Below are 15,522 nucleotides of genomic sequence, written 5' to 3'. Positions count from 1 at the left end.
AATTCAGACTTTCAACACCTTCCCGCCAACGGCCACCGCCACCAGCAACACCGCCATCAAGGCAAAGGCAAAGCTCAAGCTGCTGCCATGGGCGACGAAGCCGATGACGGCGGGGCCTGCCAGGATTCCTGCATAACCCAGGGTGGTAATGGCCGGCACGGCGATGCTTTCGGGCATGACCGTCTGTTTGCCGACCGCGGTGTACAGCACCGGCACAATGTTCGAGCAACCGGCACCCAGCAACGCATAACCCACCAGCGCCGCCTCCCAACTTGGCGCGAACGTCGCCAGAAACAAGCCTGCGGCGGCTGTCAGCCCGCCGAACACAATCACCCGTGTCGCGCCCAGCCGTCGCACGATTTTGTCACCGGTCAAACGCCCGGCCGTCATGGTCAGGGCAAACGCCGCATAACCGAGCCCCGCATACGCCGTGTCGATGCCACGTTCCTGTGTCAGGAACACCGCACTCCAGTCCAGCGCCGCGCCTTCGGCGAGAAACACGATGAAGCACATGCCGCCGATGAACAGGACGATGCCATGGGGCACCGCAAACGCCGGTCCCGAACTCTCGCTGCCGTAGGGCAACAGATGCGGCACGGCCTTGGCCAGTGCGATCAGCAGCAACACAATCACCACCAGCGTGGCCCCAAGGGGTGAAATCCCCAGGCCAAGCAATCCGCTGACACCTGCCGCACCGACAATCCCGCCCAGGCTGAACAGGCCATGGAAACCCGACATCATGTTTTTGCCGCTGGCGCGCTCGACGATCACCGCTTGCAGGTTGACCGTCGAATCCACGGTGCCGAGCCCCGCGCCGAACATGAACAACGCGGCGATCAGGGCCGGAATCGACGACACCGTTGCCAGCAGCGGCAGGGCGGCACAGATCAGCAGGGTCCCGCCAGCCGTCACCCGCCGACAGCCGAAACGTGTGGACAGGATCCCGGCCACCGGCATCGCCAGGATCGAACCTACCCCCAGGCACAGCAGCAACAATCCCAGGGTGCCTTCATCCAGTCCGGCCCGGGCCTTGGCATAGGGCACCAGCGGTGCCCATGCGGCGATGCCGACCCCGGCGATGAAAAAGGCGATGCGCGTGGACATCTGTTCCAGGCGGCCGGGAACGAAAGTGGTTTGGCTGTTGAGGCTGGTCATAACAATCCTTGGCAAAAAGCGTCGCGTCCTCAACGGACAGTGATCGGCCTGTGAGGGTTCGATCAGTGCCCGGAAAGTTTTACGGTCAAACAGGGCGACATCCTTGCACAGCGCCGCTGTTTTTCGCGATATGTTGAGCCATTCCAATGACACACGGAGGGCGCCATGGCGCAGCGGTACGATGCACGGGGCAACATTTACATCGTGGTAGCGCCAGAAGAACTGCGCCGCCAGGGCATCGACCTGCCCGATCAGGCTAGCCAGGCAGCGCAAACCATCGAAGCCTGGACGCTAGCCGCGATCGAGGCTTGCTGCAGCTGGGCTCCAGGCACTCAACCGTCCGGCAGCAAGGATCATCGCAGCGACGGTTTGCTGGTCGGACCGTTTCAGTCGTCGCCTCCCTTTGATCTGTTGATCGTCAACACCGACGGTACCCTGGCCGAGCGCAGTGGCAACGGGCTGACGATTTTTTCCCAGGCCCTCAGCGATCAAGGGCTGTTGCCGCAGAACGAAGCCTGTCTGCTCAGGGTTCACCACGACAAGTCTGACACGCCGTCACCGGGGCAGACTTCAGTGAAAGCCGCAGAGGTCGAGGGCGTGAGGGGGTTCTGGCTCGATCTGGGCCAGCCGGGATTCGGGCCGTCGGCGGTCAGTGCTCACGGGGTTGAAGCAGCGGTGCTCAACGGTCGTGAACTCAGCCACGTTGAACAGTTGTCGGCACTCAATAGCGCATGGTCGCGCAGTCAGTTCGCGCGGGTCGGCAATCCCCATTGCGTGACGCTGGTGGAAAGTGCCGGGGATCTGCCGAGCAACGAGCAGATGCGCGAGCCGGTGCTGGGTGAGGGGCTGACGCGGATTGCTTACGCCATGCCGGTCGGTGCAGGCAAACCTTGTCCGGCGGGGATCAATCTGCAATGGGCAATGCGTTTGTCCGAAGGGCACATCGCCGCGCGAGTATTCGAGCGGGGCGAGGGGCCGACGGAGTCATCGGGGACCAGTGCCAGCGCGGTGGCCAGTTCGGCCTGGCGGGTTGGTTGGGTGAGCGCCGGGGAGGTCAAGGTGACGATGCCGGGTGGCACGGCGCCGATCTTGTTGGAGGAGGAGCAGGGGGAGTTGAGTCGGGTCAGCCTGTTTGGTACGGCTCGAGTTATCGATTGATTTTGATATCGCCATCGCGAGCAGGCTCGCTCCTACAGTGGTTACATGTCGTTCACAAAACCTGTAGGAGCGAGCCTGCTCGCGATGGGGCCAATCCGGTAAACGCAAATTTCAGCTCAGACCAGCGAACTCCACCACCGGCATCGTCCGCTTCATCAACACCTTGCCATCGCGCACCGAGTACAGCGGCAACCCCTGGCTGCGGATCACCTCGTAATCACTTTCCGCCGACAGAATCAGCAGGTTCGCCGGCCGCCCGCGCTCCAGACCATAGCGATCGCCGAGGTTCATGGCTTTGGCACTATTGTCCGTCACCAGGTCCAGCGCACTTTGCAGGTTGCGATAACCGAGCATGTGGCAGATGTGCAGGCCGGCTTCGAGCACCCGCAAAATGTTGCCGTTGCCCAGCGGATACCACGGATCGACGATGGAGTCCTGGCCGAAGCACACGTTCATGCCCGCTTCCAGCAACTCGTTGACCCGGGTCACGCCCCGGCGTTTCGGGAAACTGTCGAAGCGACCTTGCAGGTGGATGCTTTCGGTGGGGCAGGAGACAAAGCTGATCCCCGAATGCCCGAGCAAGCGAAACAGCTTGGCGCAGTAGGCGTTGTCGTAGGAGCCCATGGCCGTGGTGTGGCTGGCCGTGACCCGCGAACCCATGTCGCGGCTGCGGGCCTCTTCGGCGAGCACTTCGAGAAAGCGTGAATGCGGGTCGTCGGTTTCGTCGCAGTGCACATCCACCAGGCAACCGCTGCGTTCGGCCAGGTCCATGAGGAACTTCACCGAACTGACGCCCTGATCGCGGGTGTACTCGAAATGCGGTATACCGCCCACCACGTCGGCGCCCATGCGGATGGCTTCTTCCATCAATTCGCGGCCATTGCGGTAGGACTCGATGCCTTCCTGAGGGAACGCGACGATTTGCAGGTCGACCAGGTGCCGGCTTTCCTCGCGCACTTCGAGCATGGCCTTGAGCGCGGTCAGTTGCGGGTCGGTGACATCGACGTGGGTGCGTACATGCTGGATGCCGTGGGCGGCGAGGGTCTGGATGGTTTTTTTGGCCCGGGCCTTGGTGTCTTCCTGGGTGATGGTCGCCTTGCGTTCGCCCCAGCACTCGATGCCTTCGAACAGCGTGCCGCTCATGTTCCAGCGCGGCTCGCCGGCGGTCAGGGTGGCGTCGAGGTGGATGTGCGGCTCGACAAAGGGCGGCACTACCAGATTGCCACCGGCGTCCAGATCGTCAGGGCCCAGGGTCGGGGCTTCGATCTGGCGGCCGATGCTGCTGATCAGACCGTTTTCCAGGTTCAACTCATGCAGGCCTTCCTGATTGCGCAGACGGGCGTTGATGATGTGCATCGGGCAGATCCTTTTGGCGAATCGTTTAGGCAATACCTTTACGTTAGCTCGCCTGCGGCGAATCCCGCCAGTTCAAAATGTGGGAGCGGGTTTGTTCAGGTAGATAGTTGCAGGGGTAAAAATCGCATAAGAGCGGCGACGATGGCTTCAGGTGCATCTTCCTGAACCAGATGACCGGCGTTGGGAATCGGATAAAACTGCGATCCAGGAATCATCTGCTGCAAGGCCCGCCCGCGTTCGATGGGAATCCACTGGTCGTCTTCACCCCACAGAATCTGCACCGGGCAGCGAATCGTCGGGTACAGGCCCTCGGCCTCACGGGTATAGCGCTCGTCCATCTGTGCGATCTGCCGGTAGAACGCCGCTTGCCCCGGCTCCCCCAACCACGGCTGAACGTAGGGGGCGAGTTCGGCGTCGGGAATTTCGCGCTGGATGGCTCCGCGAATATAGGTCGGCACGATGGCGCGCTGGATGTAATCGGGCAGTCCGCTGAAGGCCGCTTCATGCTGGCGCACATGCTGCACGAACGGCGAACCCCAGGGCGTAAGGGCCACCGGGTCGATCAGCGTCAGGCTGCGGTAGTCCTTGCCATTGAGCAGGTGCGCGCGCAGGGCGGTCGCACCGCCGAAGTCGTGGGCCACCACGTCGGGGCGGTCCAGGCGCCAATGCTCCAGCAACTGCGCCAACAACTGGTTTTGCACACCGAGCGAGACATCGTCGTCGGGTTGTGCCGATTGTCCATAGCCCAGCAGATCGAAGTAGTAGACGCGGTGAGTCGCGGTGAAATACGGCGCGATCCGGTGCCACACACAGGAAGAAAACGGTGTGCCATGCACGAACACCAGCGGCGGGCCGTCGCCGCGCACGGCGTAGTGCACTTGATGTCCGTTGAAGTCGAAGACCTGATCCAGCGGCCAGTCAGTCATGGGCTTGTCCTCTTGGCGGGGGGAAGAGGCAAAAAGCATAGGCATAAAAAAACAGCCGATGAAGGCTGTTTTCTTTTTCTCTGACAAAACGCTGTTCCCCTGTGGGAGCGAGCAGTGTTGTCTGAAGATTACTCGCCGCGATAGATGCAACCGCTGGTGCAGGTCTCGTGGATACGGATCGCGCTCAGCTCCGGCAGCAGGGGCTTCAATTCCTGCCAGATAAACTTGGCCAACACTTCGCTGGTCGGGTTTTCCAGGCCGGGAATGTCGTTCAGGTAGTTGTGGTCCAGGCGCTCGTACAGCGGCTTGAAGATCGCCTTGATTTCCGAGAAGTCGCGGATCCAGCCGGTGTGCGGGTCGAGGTCGCCGCTCAGGTGGATTGCCACTTTGAACGAGTGACCGTGCAGGCGCCCGCACTTGTGGCCGTCCGGTACGTGGGGCAGGCGGTGGGCGGATTCGAAAGTAAATTCTTTGAAGATTTCCACAGTGTTTTCAGCTCTGTTCAGGTGGCGTTCGCCGCAGCGATTCGGGCAGGCGGCGAGTTTACCAGTTTGTCCTGACTAAAGGGTCAGCAAGCGCTCGCCGAGGCGACCGTTGGCGGCCAGTTCGAGGAATTCGTCCCCCAGGCGGCGGCTTTCGTCCATGGTCGTGCGCCAGTATTTCTGCCGGCTCGGGGCATCGCCCATGAAGCGCTTGAAGTCGTTTCGGTCCGGCAGTTTACCGTAGGGCAGGCGCGCCAGGTATTCCTTCGACGGCGCCAGCAACAGCACGTTCTGCAAGCGAGCCGGGCAGGCGCGGCGCCATGGCAGGGTCTTGTCGAACCAGCCGGGGATCACCCGGTCGGTGAAGTGCGGGTAAAGCACGATGTCGTTGCCGCTGTAGGGCAGGTCCAGGTGGTAATCCAGCAGACCGCCGTCGCGGAAGGTCCCGGCGCCGGCGCCCGGCAGGTCGCGCACGCCTTCCATCACCATCGGGATCGAGCCCGAAGCCAGCAGGGCCTGGCGCAAGTTGCCGGCATTGAGGGCGACGAAGCGCGACGGGAAGTCAGTCAAGGCATTCACCGGCGGCGCCAGGCGCGGGTCGTGGATGATCAGGCGTTCGAAGTGCCGTGCCAGCCGCGCCCGACCGCGCAGGTTGTCGGCAATGACCGATGACAGGCCCAGCCCCAGGCGGCCGCGATGATCGTCGGCCAGCAGGCCGTGGCTTTTAACCACCATGATGTTCAGGCGGTAATGGTTGTTGCTGAGGATCGAGGCATCGCGACCGTCGAGCAGGTCATTGAGCATGCGCTGTGAGCTCTGGCTGATCTGCGCCATGGTCACGCCCTTGGCAAAGTGCTGCTCGGTGTACAGCTGCCCGAGACGCCGGATGCCCTCGGCGGCGTCCGGCAGGCAGGCGCTGGCGAAGCGCCAGGAACCCACCGATGCGCCAATCAGCGAGCGTTCTCGCGGTGCCGCCGGCAGCCACTCGCCGAATAGCGCCAGGTCCAGACCCTGAATCCCCAGCGCCTTCGGACCGCCGGCCGCGCCAGGCAAGGTGCCGACGTCGGCGGCGCTCAAGCCGTTGTCCCGGATGCGCGCAAAGGCGCGTGGACCGGCCTTGAGGGTCAGGGAAGGGAACTTGATGTGGATGGCGGTCATTGCGGTCTCGAAGTGTGGCAAGCGGGAAATTATAAACGTGATCATTGTGGGAGCGAGGGTGTCAGCAATGATGGCAATTCAGTTTCAATTAAGTTCAGCGGGTTAAGGTGGCTCGCCTGGACCCCGACGCAACGCTGGGATAGCGCATCGCTGGTACCATTGTGGCTTTCGAGAAGCTCACACCACTGGCACAGGGCATGGAATTAGACCCGGTCAGCAGGCAGTGACTCAAGGATCATCAGGATTGGTAATGAAGGTGTTTTTACTCAATCGATGCACCGGCAGCCGGATGGTGCTGCTGCTTCTGGCATTTTGCTCGGCAGTGATGGCCCGCGACCTGGATCAGGATGAAGCCCTGCGCCTGCGTCAACAGGGCGTGATCCTGCCACTGGAGCAACTGCTGCAGCAGGCGATGGATCGCTACCCAGGCGCGAAACTGCTGGAAGCCGAACTCGAAGAGAAGCACAACATCTACCTTTATGATGTCGAGTTGCTGACCCCCGAAGGCGTGGTCCGTGAGCTGCACATCGATGCGACTGACGGCCGAATATTGAAAGACAAGGAAGACTGATCCATGCGTTTGCTGCTGGTGGAAGACCATGTGCCCCTGGCCGACGAACTGCTGGCCGGCCTCAACCGCCAGGGTTACGCGGTGGACTGGCTGGCCGATGGTCGCGATGCGGTGCATCAGGGCAGCACCGAGCCTTACGACCTGATCGTCCTCGACCTCGGTCTGCCGGGCGTGCCGGGGCTTGAGGTGCTGGCGCAGTGGCGCGGGGCGGGTCTGGCCACGCCGGTGCTGATCCTGACGGCCCGGGATTCCTGGGCAGAGCGCATCGAAGGCTTGAAGGCCGGCGCCGACGATTACCTGACCAAGCCATTCCATCCCGAAGAGCTGTTTTTGCGCATCCAGGCATTGCTGCGCCGCTCCCATGGCCAGGTCAACCAGCCAACGCTCAAGGCTGCCGGGCTGCATCTGGACGAAGGTCGCCAGTGCGTTGTGCGCGACGGTGCCGACATTCAGCTGACCGCCGCGGAGTTTCGCCTGTTGCGTTATTTCATGCTGCACCCCGAGCAGATCCTCTCCAAAGGCCACCTCGCCGAACACCTCTACGACGGTGAAACCGAGCGCGACTCCAATGTGCTGGAAGTCCACGTCAACCACTTGCGCCGCAAGCTCGGCAAAAGTGTGATTGAAACCCGTCGGGGCCAGGGTTACCTGTTCGGCGGGCAAGCCCGGTGAGATCGATCCAGCGCCGCTTGAGCCTGGGCCTGATCAGCGTGATGGTGGTCGTTGGCCTGGTGCTGGCGCAAACCAGCCTGTGGCTGTTCGAAATGGGGTTGCAGCGCTACCTCGAAGCCGGGTTGCGCAATGACAGCGAGAACCTGCTGGCGGCGCTGGTGCGCGGGCCGCAAGGCTTGCAACTGGATGAGCGACGCCTGTCACCGGCCTATCAGCGGCCGTTCTCCGGGCATTATTTCCGCATCGATTTCACCGATGGCCATTGGCGTTCCCGCTCCTTATGGGATCAGGAACTGCCGGTGCTCGATCAACCCGGCCTGCATGGCAACCTGCAACTGGGTCCGGAAGGGCAGCAGTTGCTGGTGCTGCGCACGGACTATCGACGTTCGGGGGCGCCGATCTCCATCAGCGTCGCCGAGGATTACACGCCGATCCGCGAAAGCTTCCGGCGCATGCAACAACTCGGGATTGGCCTCGGATTGACAGCGCTGTTGCTGATTCTGCTGCTGCAACGGATTACCGTACGCCGGGCCTTGCGTCCACTGGAGCAGGCCCGCGAGCAGATTGCGCAGTTGCAACAGGGCCAGCGCTCGCAACTCGATGATCAGGTGCCGGTGGAGCTGGAGCCACTGGTGGCGCAGATCAACCACTTGCTGGCCCACACCGAGGACAGCCTCAAGCGCTCGCGCAATGCCTTGGGCAACCTCGGCCACGCCTTGAAAACCCCGCTGGCGGTTCTGTTGAGCCTGGCCTCAAGCGAGCAACTCGACGCGCACCCGCAACTGCGCAAGACCCTCAAGGAACAATTGGAACAAGTCCAGCAGAGGCTCAATCGGGAACTCAATCGTGCTCGGTTGTCCGGTGATGCGTTGCCGGGCGCACTGTTTGATTGCGATGCCGAGCTCCCCGGGTTGCTGGCCACCCTGAACATGATCCATGGCGAACACCTGGCGCTGAGCTACCGCGCACCCGCCGGTCTGCAATTGCCCTGGGATCGCGAAGACCTGCTGGAACTGTTGGGCAATCTGCTGGATAACGCCTGTAAATGGGCGGATGCCGAGGTTCGCCTGAGTGTGGCCGAGACTGCTGAGGGCTTTGAACTCTGCGTGGAAGATGACGGCCCGGGCATTCCCGAAGAGCGTCGTGATCAGGTGTTCGCTCGAGGGACGCGGCTGGATGAGCAAACCCATGGGCATGGTTTGGGGCTGGGTATCGTGCGCGACATCGTCGATAGCTGGGGCGGCAAACTGTCGTTGCTGGAAAGCGAGTGGGGCGGGTTGAAGGTCGTTATCGAGTTGCCCAAACACACTTGAAGCCACACCAGGCCCCCTGTGGGAGCGAGCCTGCTCGCGATGAGGCCATGTCAGTCAACATTAACTGTGGCTGACACACCGCTATCGCGAGCAGGCTCGCTCCTACAGGGACGGCGCCGGTCAGGTGTGATGAATCTCCCGATCCTTGGTTTCCGGCATGAAGAACGTGCCGAGAATGGCCGTCATCACCGCGATGACAATCGGATACCACAGCCCGTAGTAGATATCCCCCGTGGCCGCCACCATGGCGAACGCCACCGTCGGCAGGAAGCCACCGAACCAGCCATTGCCGATGTGATAGGGCAGCGACATCGAGGTGTAGCGGATGCGCGCCGGGAACAGTTCCACCAGCCAGGCGGCAATCGGCCCGTAGACCATGGTCACGTAGATCACCAGGATCGTCAGCAGTAGCAGCACCATCGGGTAGTTGGTCTTGGTCGGGTCGGCCTTCTCGGGGTAGCCGGCGTCCTTGAGGGCGGTGGCGAGGGTGGCGGTAAAGGCGTCGTTTTTGGCCTTGAAATCGGCGGCCGGTATGCCGGTGCCCTCGAAGCTCTCGATCACTTTCTCGCCAATGCGCACCTGCGCAACGGCGCCCGGCTCGGCGTTCACGTTCTTGTAGGGGATGGCCTTTTTGGCCAGTACGGTCTTGGCCAGGTCACAGGAGCTGGTGAATTTGGCCTTGCCCACCGGGTCGAACTGGAACGAGCACTGGCCGGGATTGGCGATTACCGTGACCGGATTCTTCTCCTGCGCAATGAACACGTCGGGGTTACCGTATTGGGTCAACGCATGGAAGATGGGGAAGTAAGTCAGTGCCGCGATGATGCAGCCGGCCATGATGATGCCCTTGCGGCCGATGCGGTCGGACAGGCTGCCGAAAATGACGAAGAACGGCGTACCGATCAGCAGCGAGCCGGCAATCAGCAGGTTCGCGGTCTGCGGGTCGATCTTCAGCGTCTGCAACAGGAAGAACAGCGCATAGAATTGCCCGGTGTACCAGACCACCGCCTGACCGGCGGTACCACCGAGCAGGGCCATGATCACGATCTTGAGGTTGTCCCAACGGGCAAAGGATTCGGTCAACGGTGCCTTGGAGGACTTGCCTTCGGCCTTCATTTTCTGGAACACCGGTGACTCGCTCAGTTGCAGGCGGATGTAGACCGAGACGATCAGCAGCAGGATCGACAGCAGGAACGGAATCCGCCAGCCCCAGGCTTCGAAGGCTTCAGTGCCCAGCGCAGTGCGGCAGGCGAGGATCACCAGCAGTGAAAGAAACAGGCCGAGGGTCGCGGTCGTCTGAATCCACGAGGTGAAGTAGCCGCGTTTGCCCTTGGGTGCGTGTTCGGCCACGTAGGTCGCTGCACCGCCGTACTCACCGCCCAGCGCCAGGCCTTGCAGCAGGCGCAGGCTGATCAGAATGACCGGCGCGGCTACGCCGATGGTTGCGTAGCCCGGCAGCAAACCCACCACGGCCGTGGAAATACCCATGATCACGATGGTGATGAGGAACGTGTGTTTGCGCCCGATCATGTCGCCCAGCCGACCGAACACGATGGCGCCGAAGGGCCGAACGGCGAAGCCGGCGGCGAAGGCGAGCAGGGCGAAGATGAAGGAAGTCGTTTCGTTGACACCGGCGAAGAAGTGCTTGGCGATGATCGCCGCGAGGGAGCCGTACAGGTAGAAGTCATACCATTCGAACACGGTGCCCAGGGACGAGGCGAAGATGACCTTGCGCTCCTCCCTGGTGATCCCGCGGTTGGGCGTGCTGCCCGTGGTTGTACTGTCGATTGCCACCATGATTTTTCTCCGTTGTTCTTGTTTTAAGGCCGGAGCACCTCTCAATTGTTGCCGCACCCTGGCCCGGGGGCTGAAGTCATCGGATTACGTGGCTTGCATTCAGGTTGACGTCAGAAAATGCTGCAAGGTTCCATGAAGCATAATCAACGTCCGGCAGATATCCACTCGCCATCATTTGATTGAGCCGCGCGCAGAAAAAATGTGGGAAACAAATGTGGGAGCAAGCTCGCTCCCACAGGTATTTTGTTCGACTTGCAAGGCTTAGACGCGGAACTGATCCATCAAACTCTGCTGCTGATTCGCCAGGCTGTTGAGCGACTGGCTGACCCGCGCCGATTCATTGGCCTGGCCTGACAGTGATTCGGTCACGTCGCGGATGGTCGCCACGTTGTTGTTGATCTCCTCGGCCACCGCGCTTTGCTCTTCGGCGGCACTGGCGATCTGCATGTTCATGTCATTGATCACGGTCACTGCCTCGCCGATCTGGCGCAACGCCGTTACCGCCTGGCCAACCTGCTCGACACTGCCCTGGGCCTGACGATGGCTGTTATTCATCGAACCCACCACCTCCTGGGTACCGTTTTGCAGCTGTTCGATCACCAGACGGGTTTCTTCGACGGATTCCTGGGTACGCCGGGCCAGGTTGCGCACTTCATCGGCTACTACGGCAAACCCGCGTCCGGCCTCACCGGCACGGGCCGCTTCGATCGCGGCGTTGAGGGCCAGCAGGTTGGTCTGCTCGGCAATCGCACGAATCACTTCCAGTACCGTGCCGATCTTCTCGCTGTTGGCGGCCAGGCCTTCGACCTGGACCATGGCCGCGCTCATGTCGGCGGCGAGGTTGTCGATGCTGGCGGTGGTGCGGTCGATCACAGTCAAACCCTGACGGGTCGCCTGATCGGCATCGCGGGCGGCATGGGCCGCTTGCGCGGCGCTACGGGCGACGTCCTGGGCGGTGGCGCTCATTTCGTGGGAGGCGGTCGCCACCTGGTCCACCTGGCGGTATTGCTGCTCCATGCCAGCGCTGGTCTGGGCGGCGATGGCGGACGACTGGTCAGCGGTGCTGCGGGCGTCCTGCACCGAGCGTTTCACTTCGGCAATGATCGGTTGCAGCTTGTCGAGGAAACGGTTGAACCAGCCGGCCAACTGGCCCAGCTCATCCTGCTTGTCGTAGGCCAGGCGGCGGGTCAGGTCACCTTCGCCGCTGGCGATGTCTTCGAGCATGTGTGCCACGCCGAGGATCGGTCGGGTCACGCTGCGGGCCATCAGCCACACCAGCATCAGGCCGAGCAGCGCGGCGAGCACACCCAGGCCGAGTTCGACCAGCGTACTGGCGGTGTTGCTGTCATCGAGTTGCTTTTTCAGGGCTTCGGCGGGGCCGACCAGGACTTTCTCCGGCACATCGAGCAACACACCCCAGGACTTACCGCCGGGAATCGGCTGGAAAGGCGCCAGTACCTTCAGTTGCTGCTGGCTGTGCAGGCTGGCGGTTTTGCTGCTGGCGGCGAGCATGCGCAGCAGTTCGGCGCCGCTGGCCTGGTCCACGGCGTCCAGGCGCTGGCTGAGTTTGCTGGCGTCCGGGCTGTAGCCGGCGAGCAGGCCGGCCGGGCTGATGATGCTGACGCTGGTCTGACCGTCATAGAGCTTCTTGCTCGCGCCCAGGCTGACCGCTTGCAGGCTGTTGAGGTTGATGTCCACCGACAGCGAGGCGATGACCTTGCCATTGACCATCAGCGGGAAAACGATGCTGGTCATCAGCACGTTCTGACCGTCGATCTCATAGAAGTAGGGTTCGATCACGCACGGCTTGAGGGTGGTGCGCGGGCAGGTGAACCAGGCGTTGGCCGCTTCGCCGCTGGGGCCGGTGCTGGTGTCGGCCATGTCCTTTTCCGGCAGCGCCATGGACGTTACCTTGCCCGGCGTCGGCTGTGACCAGTAGAGCGCGAAACGGCCCTTGTCGTTGCTGCCAAGCTCGGCCTGACCTGCGAACAGTTCGTCCTTGCCGTCCAGCCCATTGGGCTCGAACACCAGGGACAGGCCGAGCAGGTCCGGATTGGCTTGCAGGGCCGACTTGACCTGGCGGGTCAGGTCTTCGCGCAGGTCGAAGGCATCGAGAAAGCGCTTCTCGGCCTGGTCACGCAGGAACAGCACCTGCCGCGAGAAGCCGTGGCCGTACTGATAGGCGTCCATGAACTGCTGGCGAATCCCCAGCGCCTGGTTTTCCCCCTGGGACTCGATCCGGGCCTGCGCCGCTTCGGTCAGCATCTCCATGCTCGAGGCTTTCACCAGCTCGGAGCTGTGCTCCATGCGATACAGCGAAAGACCCACCAGCAGGGTCACGATGCCCGCCAGGCACAGCCCGGCCAGCAGGGTGATTTTCCATTGAATGGAAAGTTGTCTGAGCGACATGGAGACGTCCTTATTCGATAAATATCTGAGACTTTGCACTGTAGCGGCCAACAAACAGCGTTCTTGAGCCGCAAGCGGCAAGCTTCAGGTAAAAAGCGTAAAAGCTTGTCGCTTGAGGCTTGCAGCTTGAAGCTGCTTCATTCAAAGTGCGCGCCCTCTAATAAAACCCATTCCTTTTATCCGCTGGCGGCTCTCGCAGACTGCCGGCCGGACTCTTTTCGCTTGCCCAGAGGTATGACAATGAATGCAGTAATTGCCGCGGTCGGCATCATGCTGATCCTCAGCCTGTCCCGCGTGCATGTGGTGATCGCCCTGATCGTCGGTGCGCTGGTCGGTGGCTTGACCGGTGGCCTGGGGATCGAGGCGACGCTCAAGGCTTTCAACAGCGGCCTCGGCGGCGGGGCGACGGTGGCGTTGTCCTACGCCTTGCTCGGCGCTTTCGCCGTGGCCATTGCCAAGTCCGGCATGGCCCATGCGCTGGCCGACAAAGCCCTGGCGATGGTCGATCGCCAGCACGCCAACGGCGGTGGCCAGGTCAAATGGCTGCTGATCGGCCTGCTCTGGGTCGTGGCCATCGCCTCGCAGAACATCTTGCCGATACATATCGCGTTTATTCCGTTGCTGGTGCCGCCGCTTCTTTATGTGCTGACCAAACTGCAGCTGGACCGTCGCCTGATCGCCTGCGTCATGACCTTCGGCCTGATCACGCCCTACATGTTCCTGCCGGTGGGCTTCGGTAACATCTTCCTCAATGAGATCCTGTTGGCCAACGTCGCCCGCAGCGGCGTGGACATCAGCGGCATCAACGTGACCCACGCCATGGGCATCCCGGCCCTGGGCATGGTGGCGGGCTTGCTGATCGCGTTTGTCAGCTACCGCAAGAAGCGTGTCTACGACCTGGCGAAGATCGAGCAGGTCGAGCAAGTGGCGGTGCAATACAACCCGCTGAGCCTGATGGTGGCCGGCGTTGCCATCGCGGCGGCGTTCATCATTCAGTTGTTGCTCGATTCGATGATCATCGGCGCACTGGTCGGCTTCCTGATCTTCTCGGTGTCGGGCATCGTCAAATGGCGCGACACCGACGACCTGTTCACCGAAGGCATGAAAATGATGGCGATGATCGGCTTCATCATGATCGCCGCCTCCGGGTTTGCCGAAGTGATGAAGGCCACCGGTGAGGTGCAGACGCTGGTCGAGTCGTCGGCGTCGTACATCGATCACAGCAAAGGCATTGGCGCCTTGCTGATGTTGCTGGTGGGGTTGCTGGTGACCATGGGCATCGGCTCGTCGTTCTCCACCGTGCCGATCCTGGCGGCGATCTTCGTGCCGCTGTGCGTGCAACTGGGCTTCAGCCCATTGGCCATCGTGTGCATCGTCGGCACGGCCGGTGCCCTGGGCGACGCCGGTTCGCCGGCTTCGGACTCGACCCTGGGCCCGACCTCCGGCCTGAACATCGACGGCCAGCACCATCACATCTGGGACACCGTGGTCCCGACCTTCCTGCACTACAACCTGCCGCTGCTGGCGTTTGGCTGGGTTGCGGCGATGGTTCTGTAACACTGAAATCCCACAGGGGATCTTCTGCGGACCTGACGGCCGCGTTCAACTTTTGACCCGGCGTGCCGTTAAGCTTTTAACCACGCCAACAAAATCAAAAGAGTGAACGTCATGCGCATGAGCCTCAAGGCCAAAGTCCTGTCCCTTGCCGTCCTCCCGGTGTTGCTGTTTGCGCTGGTCATCAGCCTGACCACGCTGTTCATTCTTCAGGATCAGGCGCGCAAGGAAGTCGAGCAGACCCGCGAGCGCCTGCTCAGCGATGCCAAGGCGACCCTGCAAAGCTACGTGGCCGTGGCCATGACCACGATCAAACCGCTCTACGACGCGGCCGCCCCCGGCGATGAGGCGGCGCGGGCCCAGGTGATCAAGCTGCTGTCGAGCATCACCTATGGCAAGGACGGCTACTTCTTCGGCTACGACTCCAACACCGTGCGCCTGTTCAAGGCCAACAGCCCCGACGGCGTGGGCCAGAGCTTCAAGGACAACCGCGACCCGAACGGTGTCTACGTCAACCGCGACCTGGTGAAAGTCGCCAAGGACGGTACGCACTACCTGCAATACAGCTCGCCATTGCCCGGCAACACCCAGGTACTGGTGCCCAAGCTCGGCTACACCGAATACCTGCCGAAGTGGGACATGGCGGTCGGCACCTCGGTCAACCTCGACGGCATCGAAGCGCAAGTGGCCGTGGTCGAAGCCAAGGTCCAGGAGCGCATGCAAGGCATGGTGCTGAGCATCGTTGGCGTAGCAGTCGTGCTGCTGCTGGTAATCGCCGCTGCCGGGATGCTGCTGGCCAATACCATTCTGCGTCCGCTGCATCTGATGAAGGCCAACCTCGACGACATCGCGGCGGGCGAAGGCGATCTGACCCGCCGCTTGACCATCACCAGCCAGGACGAACTCGGTGAACTGGCCGGTTCGTTCAACCGTTTCGTCGACAAGATCCACGGCCTGGTACGGCAGATCAC

Annotated in this window: 11 protein-coding genes and 3 pseudogenes; 6 read left to right on the top strand and 8 right to left on the bottom strand. The window is 62.0% G+C overall.

What is annotated here, in order from left to right:
* Positions 1-3 precede the first annotated feature (3 nt).
* A complete protein-coding gene (locus KGA96_RS08700; protein ID WP_046042823.1) occupies positions 4-1,155 on the bottom strand; it encodes an MFS transporter in 1,152 nt (383 codons plus the stop codon).
* Between the two features lie 165 nt (positions 1,156-1,320).
* Here KGA96_RS08700 and KGA96_RS08695 point away from each other — a divergent pair, with 165 nt between their 5' ends.
* Positions 1,321-2,313, top strand: a complete 993-nt coding sequence (locus tag KGA96_RS08695; RefSeq protein ID WP_223512390.1) for a diaminopimelate epimerase — start codon at positions 1,321-1,323, stop codon at positions 2,311-2,313.
* A 111-nt stretch (positions 2,314-2,424) separates the two neighbouring features.
* Here KGA96_RS08695 and codA read toward each other — a convergent pair whose 3' ends face one another.
* The 4 genes from codA to KGA96_RS08675 form a co-directional block, all read right to left on the bottom strand.
* Positions 2,425-3,669: a cytosine deaminase gene (gene codA, locus KGA96_RS08690; protein WP_046042820.1), complete on the bottom strand. Its 1,245-nt coding sequence runs from the start codon at positions 3,667-3,669 to the stop codon at positions 2,425-2,427.
* 95 nt (positions 3,670-3,764) lie between these two features.
* A complete protein-coding gene (locus KGA96_RS08685) occupies positions 3,765-4,595 on the bottom strand; it encodes an alpha/beta fold hydrolase (RefSeq protein WP_223512371.1) in 831 nt (276 codons plus the stop codon).
* Positions 4,596-4,723: 128 nt separating this feature from the next.
* The gene (queD, locus tag KGA96_RS08680; protein ID WP_046042818.1) at positions 4,724-5,080 is read right to left on the bottom strand and encodes a 6-carboxytetrahydropterin synthase QueD; all 357 of its coding nucleotides are present in this window, start codon (positions 5,078-5,080) and stop codon (positions 4,724-4,726) included.
* A gap of 75 nt (positions 5,081-5,155) precedes the next feature.
* Positions 5,156-6,235 carry a hypothetical protein gene (locus tag KGA96_RS08675; RefSeq protein ID WP_046042817.1) on the bottom strand — a complete coding sequence of 360 codons (1,080 nt, stop codon included), beginning with the start codon at positions 6,233-6,235 and terminating at the stop codon, positions 5,156-5,158.
* A 250-nt stretch (positions 6,236-6,485) separates the two neighbouring features.
* On the opposite strand from KGA96_RS08675, the gene KGA96_RS08670 reads away from it, so the two are divergent.
* Genes KGA96_RS08670 through KGA96_RS08660 form a run of 3 tightly spaced genes read left to right on the top strand, consistent with a single transcriptional unit; the run spans position 6,486 to position 8,791 of the window.
* Positions 6,486-6,806, top strand: coding sequence for a PepSY domain-containing protein (locus KGA96_RS08670; RefSeq protein WP_046042816.1), 321 nt, complete (start codon positions 6,486-6,488; stop codon positions 6,804-6,806).
* A gap of 3 nt (positions 6,807-6,809) precedes the next feature.
* On the top strand, positions 6,810-7,478 hold the full coding sequence (locus KGA96_RS08665) for a response regulator transcription factor (protein ID WP_046042814.1): 669 nt from the start codon (positions 6,810-6,812) through the stop codon (positions 7,476-7,478).
* The gene (locus KGA96_RS08660) at positions 7,475-8,791 is read left to right on the top strand and encodes a sensor histidine kinase (RefSeq protein WP_046042812.1); all 1,317 of its coding nucleotides are present in this window, start codon (positions 7,475-7,477) and stop codon (positions 8,789-8,791) included. The genes KGA96_RS08665 and KGA96_RS08660 overlap by 4 nt, the downstream gene beginning before the upstream one ends.
* Positions 8,792-8,911: 120 nt before the next feature.
* Here the strand turns inward: KGA96_RS08660 and KGA96_RS08655 are convergent, their stop codons facing one another.
* From KGA96_RS08655 to KGA96_RS29885, 3 genes and pseudogenes are all read right to left on the bottom strand, one after another.
* Positions 8,912-10,588, bottom strand: a complete 1,677-nt coding sequence (locus KGA96_RS08655) for an MFS transporter (protein WP_223465874.1) — start codon at positions 10,586-10,588, stop codon at positions 8,912-8,914.
* A gap of 261 nt (positions 10,589-10,849) precedes the next feature.
* Positions 10,850-11,443, bottom strand: a pseudogene (locus KGA96_RS29890) (methyl-accepting chemotaxis protein); the annotation flags it as partial.
* Positions 11,444-11,707: 264 nt separating this feature from the next.
* Positions 11,708-12,778: pseudogene (locus KGA96_RS29885) on the bottom strand (HAMP domain-containing protein); the annotation flags it as partial.
* Between the two features lie 459 nt (positions 12,779-13,237).
* On the opposite strand from KGA96_RS29885, the gene KGA96_RS08645 reads away from it, so the two are divergent.
* Both KGA96_RS08645 and KGA96_RS29880 read left to right on the top strand, forming a co-directional pair.
* Complete coding sequence (locus KGA96_RS08645) at positions 13,238-14,554, top strand: Na+/H+ antiporter family protein (protein WP_008049824.1); 1,317 nt, start codon at positions 13,238-13,240, stop codon at positions 14,552-14,554.
* A gap of 111 nt (positions 14,555-14,665) precedes the next feature.
* A pseudogene (locus KGA96_RS29880) lies at positions 14,666-15,490 on the top strand (cache domain-containing protein); the annotation flags it as partial.
* Between the last annotated feature and the right edge of the window lie 32 nt (positions 15,491-15,522).

The sequence above is a fragment of the Pseudomonas sp. GL-R-26 genome (assembly GCF_019947365.1).
Classification (GTDB): domain Bacteria; phylum Pseudomonadota; class Gammaproteobacteria; order Pseudomonadales; family Pseudomonadaceae; genus Aquipseudomonas.
This window is presented reverse-complemented; position numbering and strand designations above follow the sequence as displayed.

Bases quoted from the DNA above. Each gene is read 5' to 3' on its own strand.
- KGA96_RS08670 (WP_046042816.1), top strand. From the start codon at position 6,486: ATGAAGGTGTTTTTACTCAATCGATGCACCGGCAGCCGGATGGTGCTG.
- KGA96_RS08700 (WP_046042823.1), bottom strand. From the start codon at position 1,155: ATGACCAGCCTCAACAGCCAAACCACTTTCGTTCCCGGCCGCCTGGAA.
- codA (WP_046042820.1), bottom strand. From the start codon at position 3,669: ATGCACATCATCAACGCCCGTCTGCGCAATCAGGAAGGCCTGCATGAG.
- KGA96_RS08645 (WP_008049824.1), top strand. From the start codon at position 13,238: ATGAATGCAGTAATTGCCGCGGTCGGCATCATGCTGATCCTCAGCCTG.
- KGA96_RS08655 (WP_223465874.1), bottom strand. From the start codon at position 10,588: ATGGTGGCAATCGACAGTACAACCACGGGCAGCACGCCCAACCGCGGG.
- KGA96_RS08665 (WP_046042814.1), top strand. From the start codon at position 6,810: ATGCGTTTGCTGCTGGTGGAAGACCATGTGCCCCTGGCCGACGAACTG.
- KGA96_RS08685 (WP_223512371.1), bottom strand. From the start codon at position 4,595: ATGACTGACTGGCCGCTGGATCAGGTCTTCGACTTCAACGGACATCAA.
- KGA96_RS08695 (WP_223512390.1), top strand. From the start codon at position 1,321: ATGGCGCAGCGGTACGATGCACGGGGCAACATTTACATCGTGGTAGCG.
- KGA96_RS08675 (WP_046042817.1), bottom strand. From the start codon at position 6,235: ATGACCGCCATCCACATCAAGTTCCCTTCCCTGACCCTCAAGGCCGGT.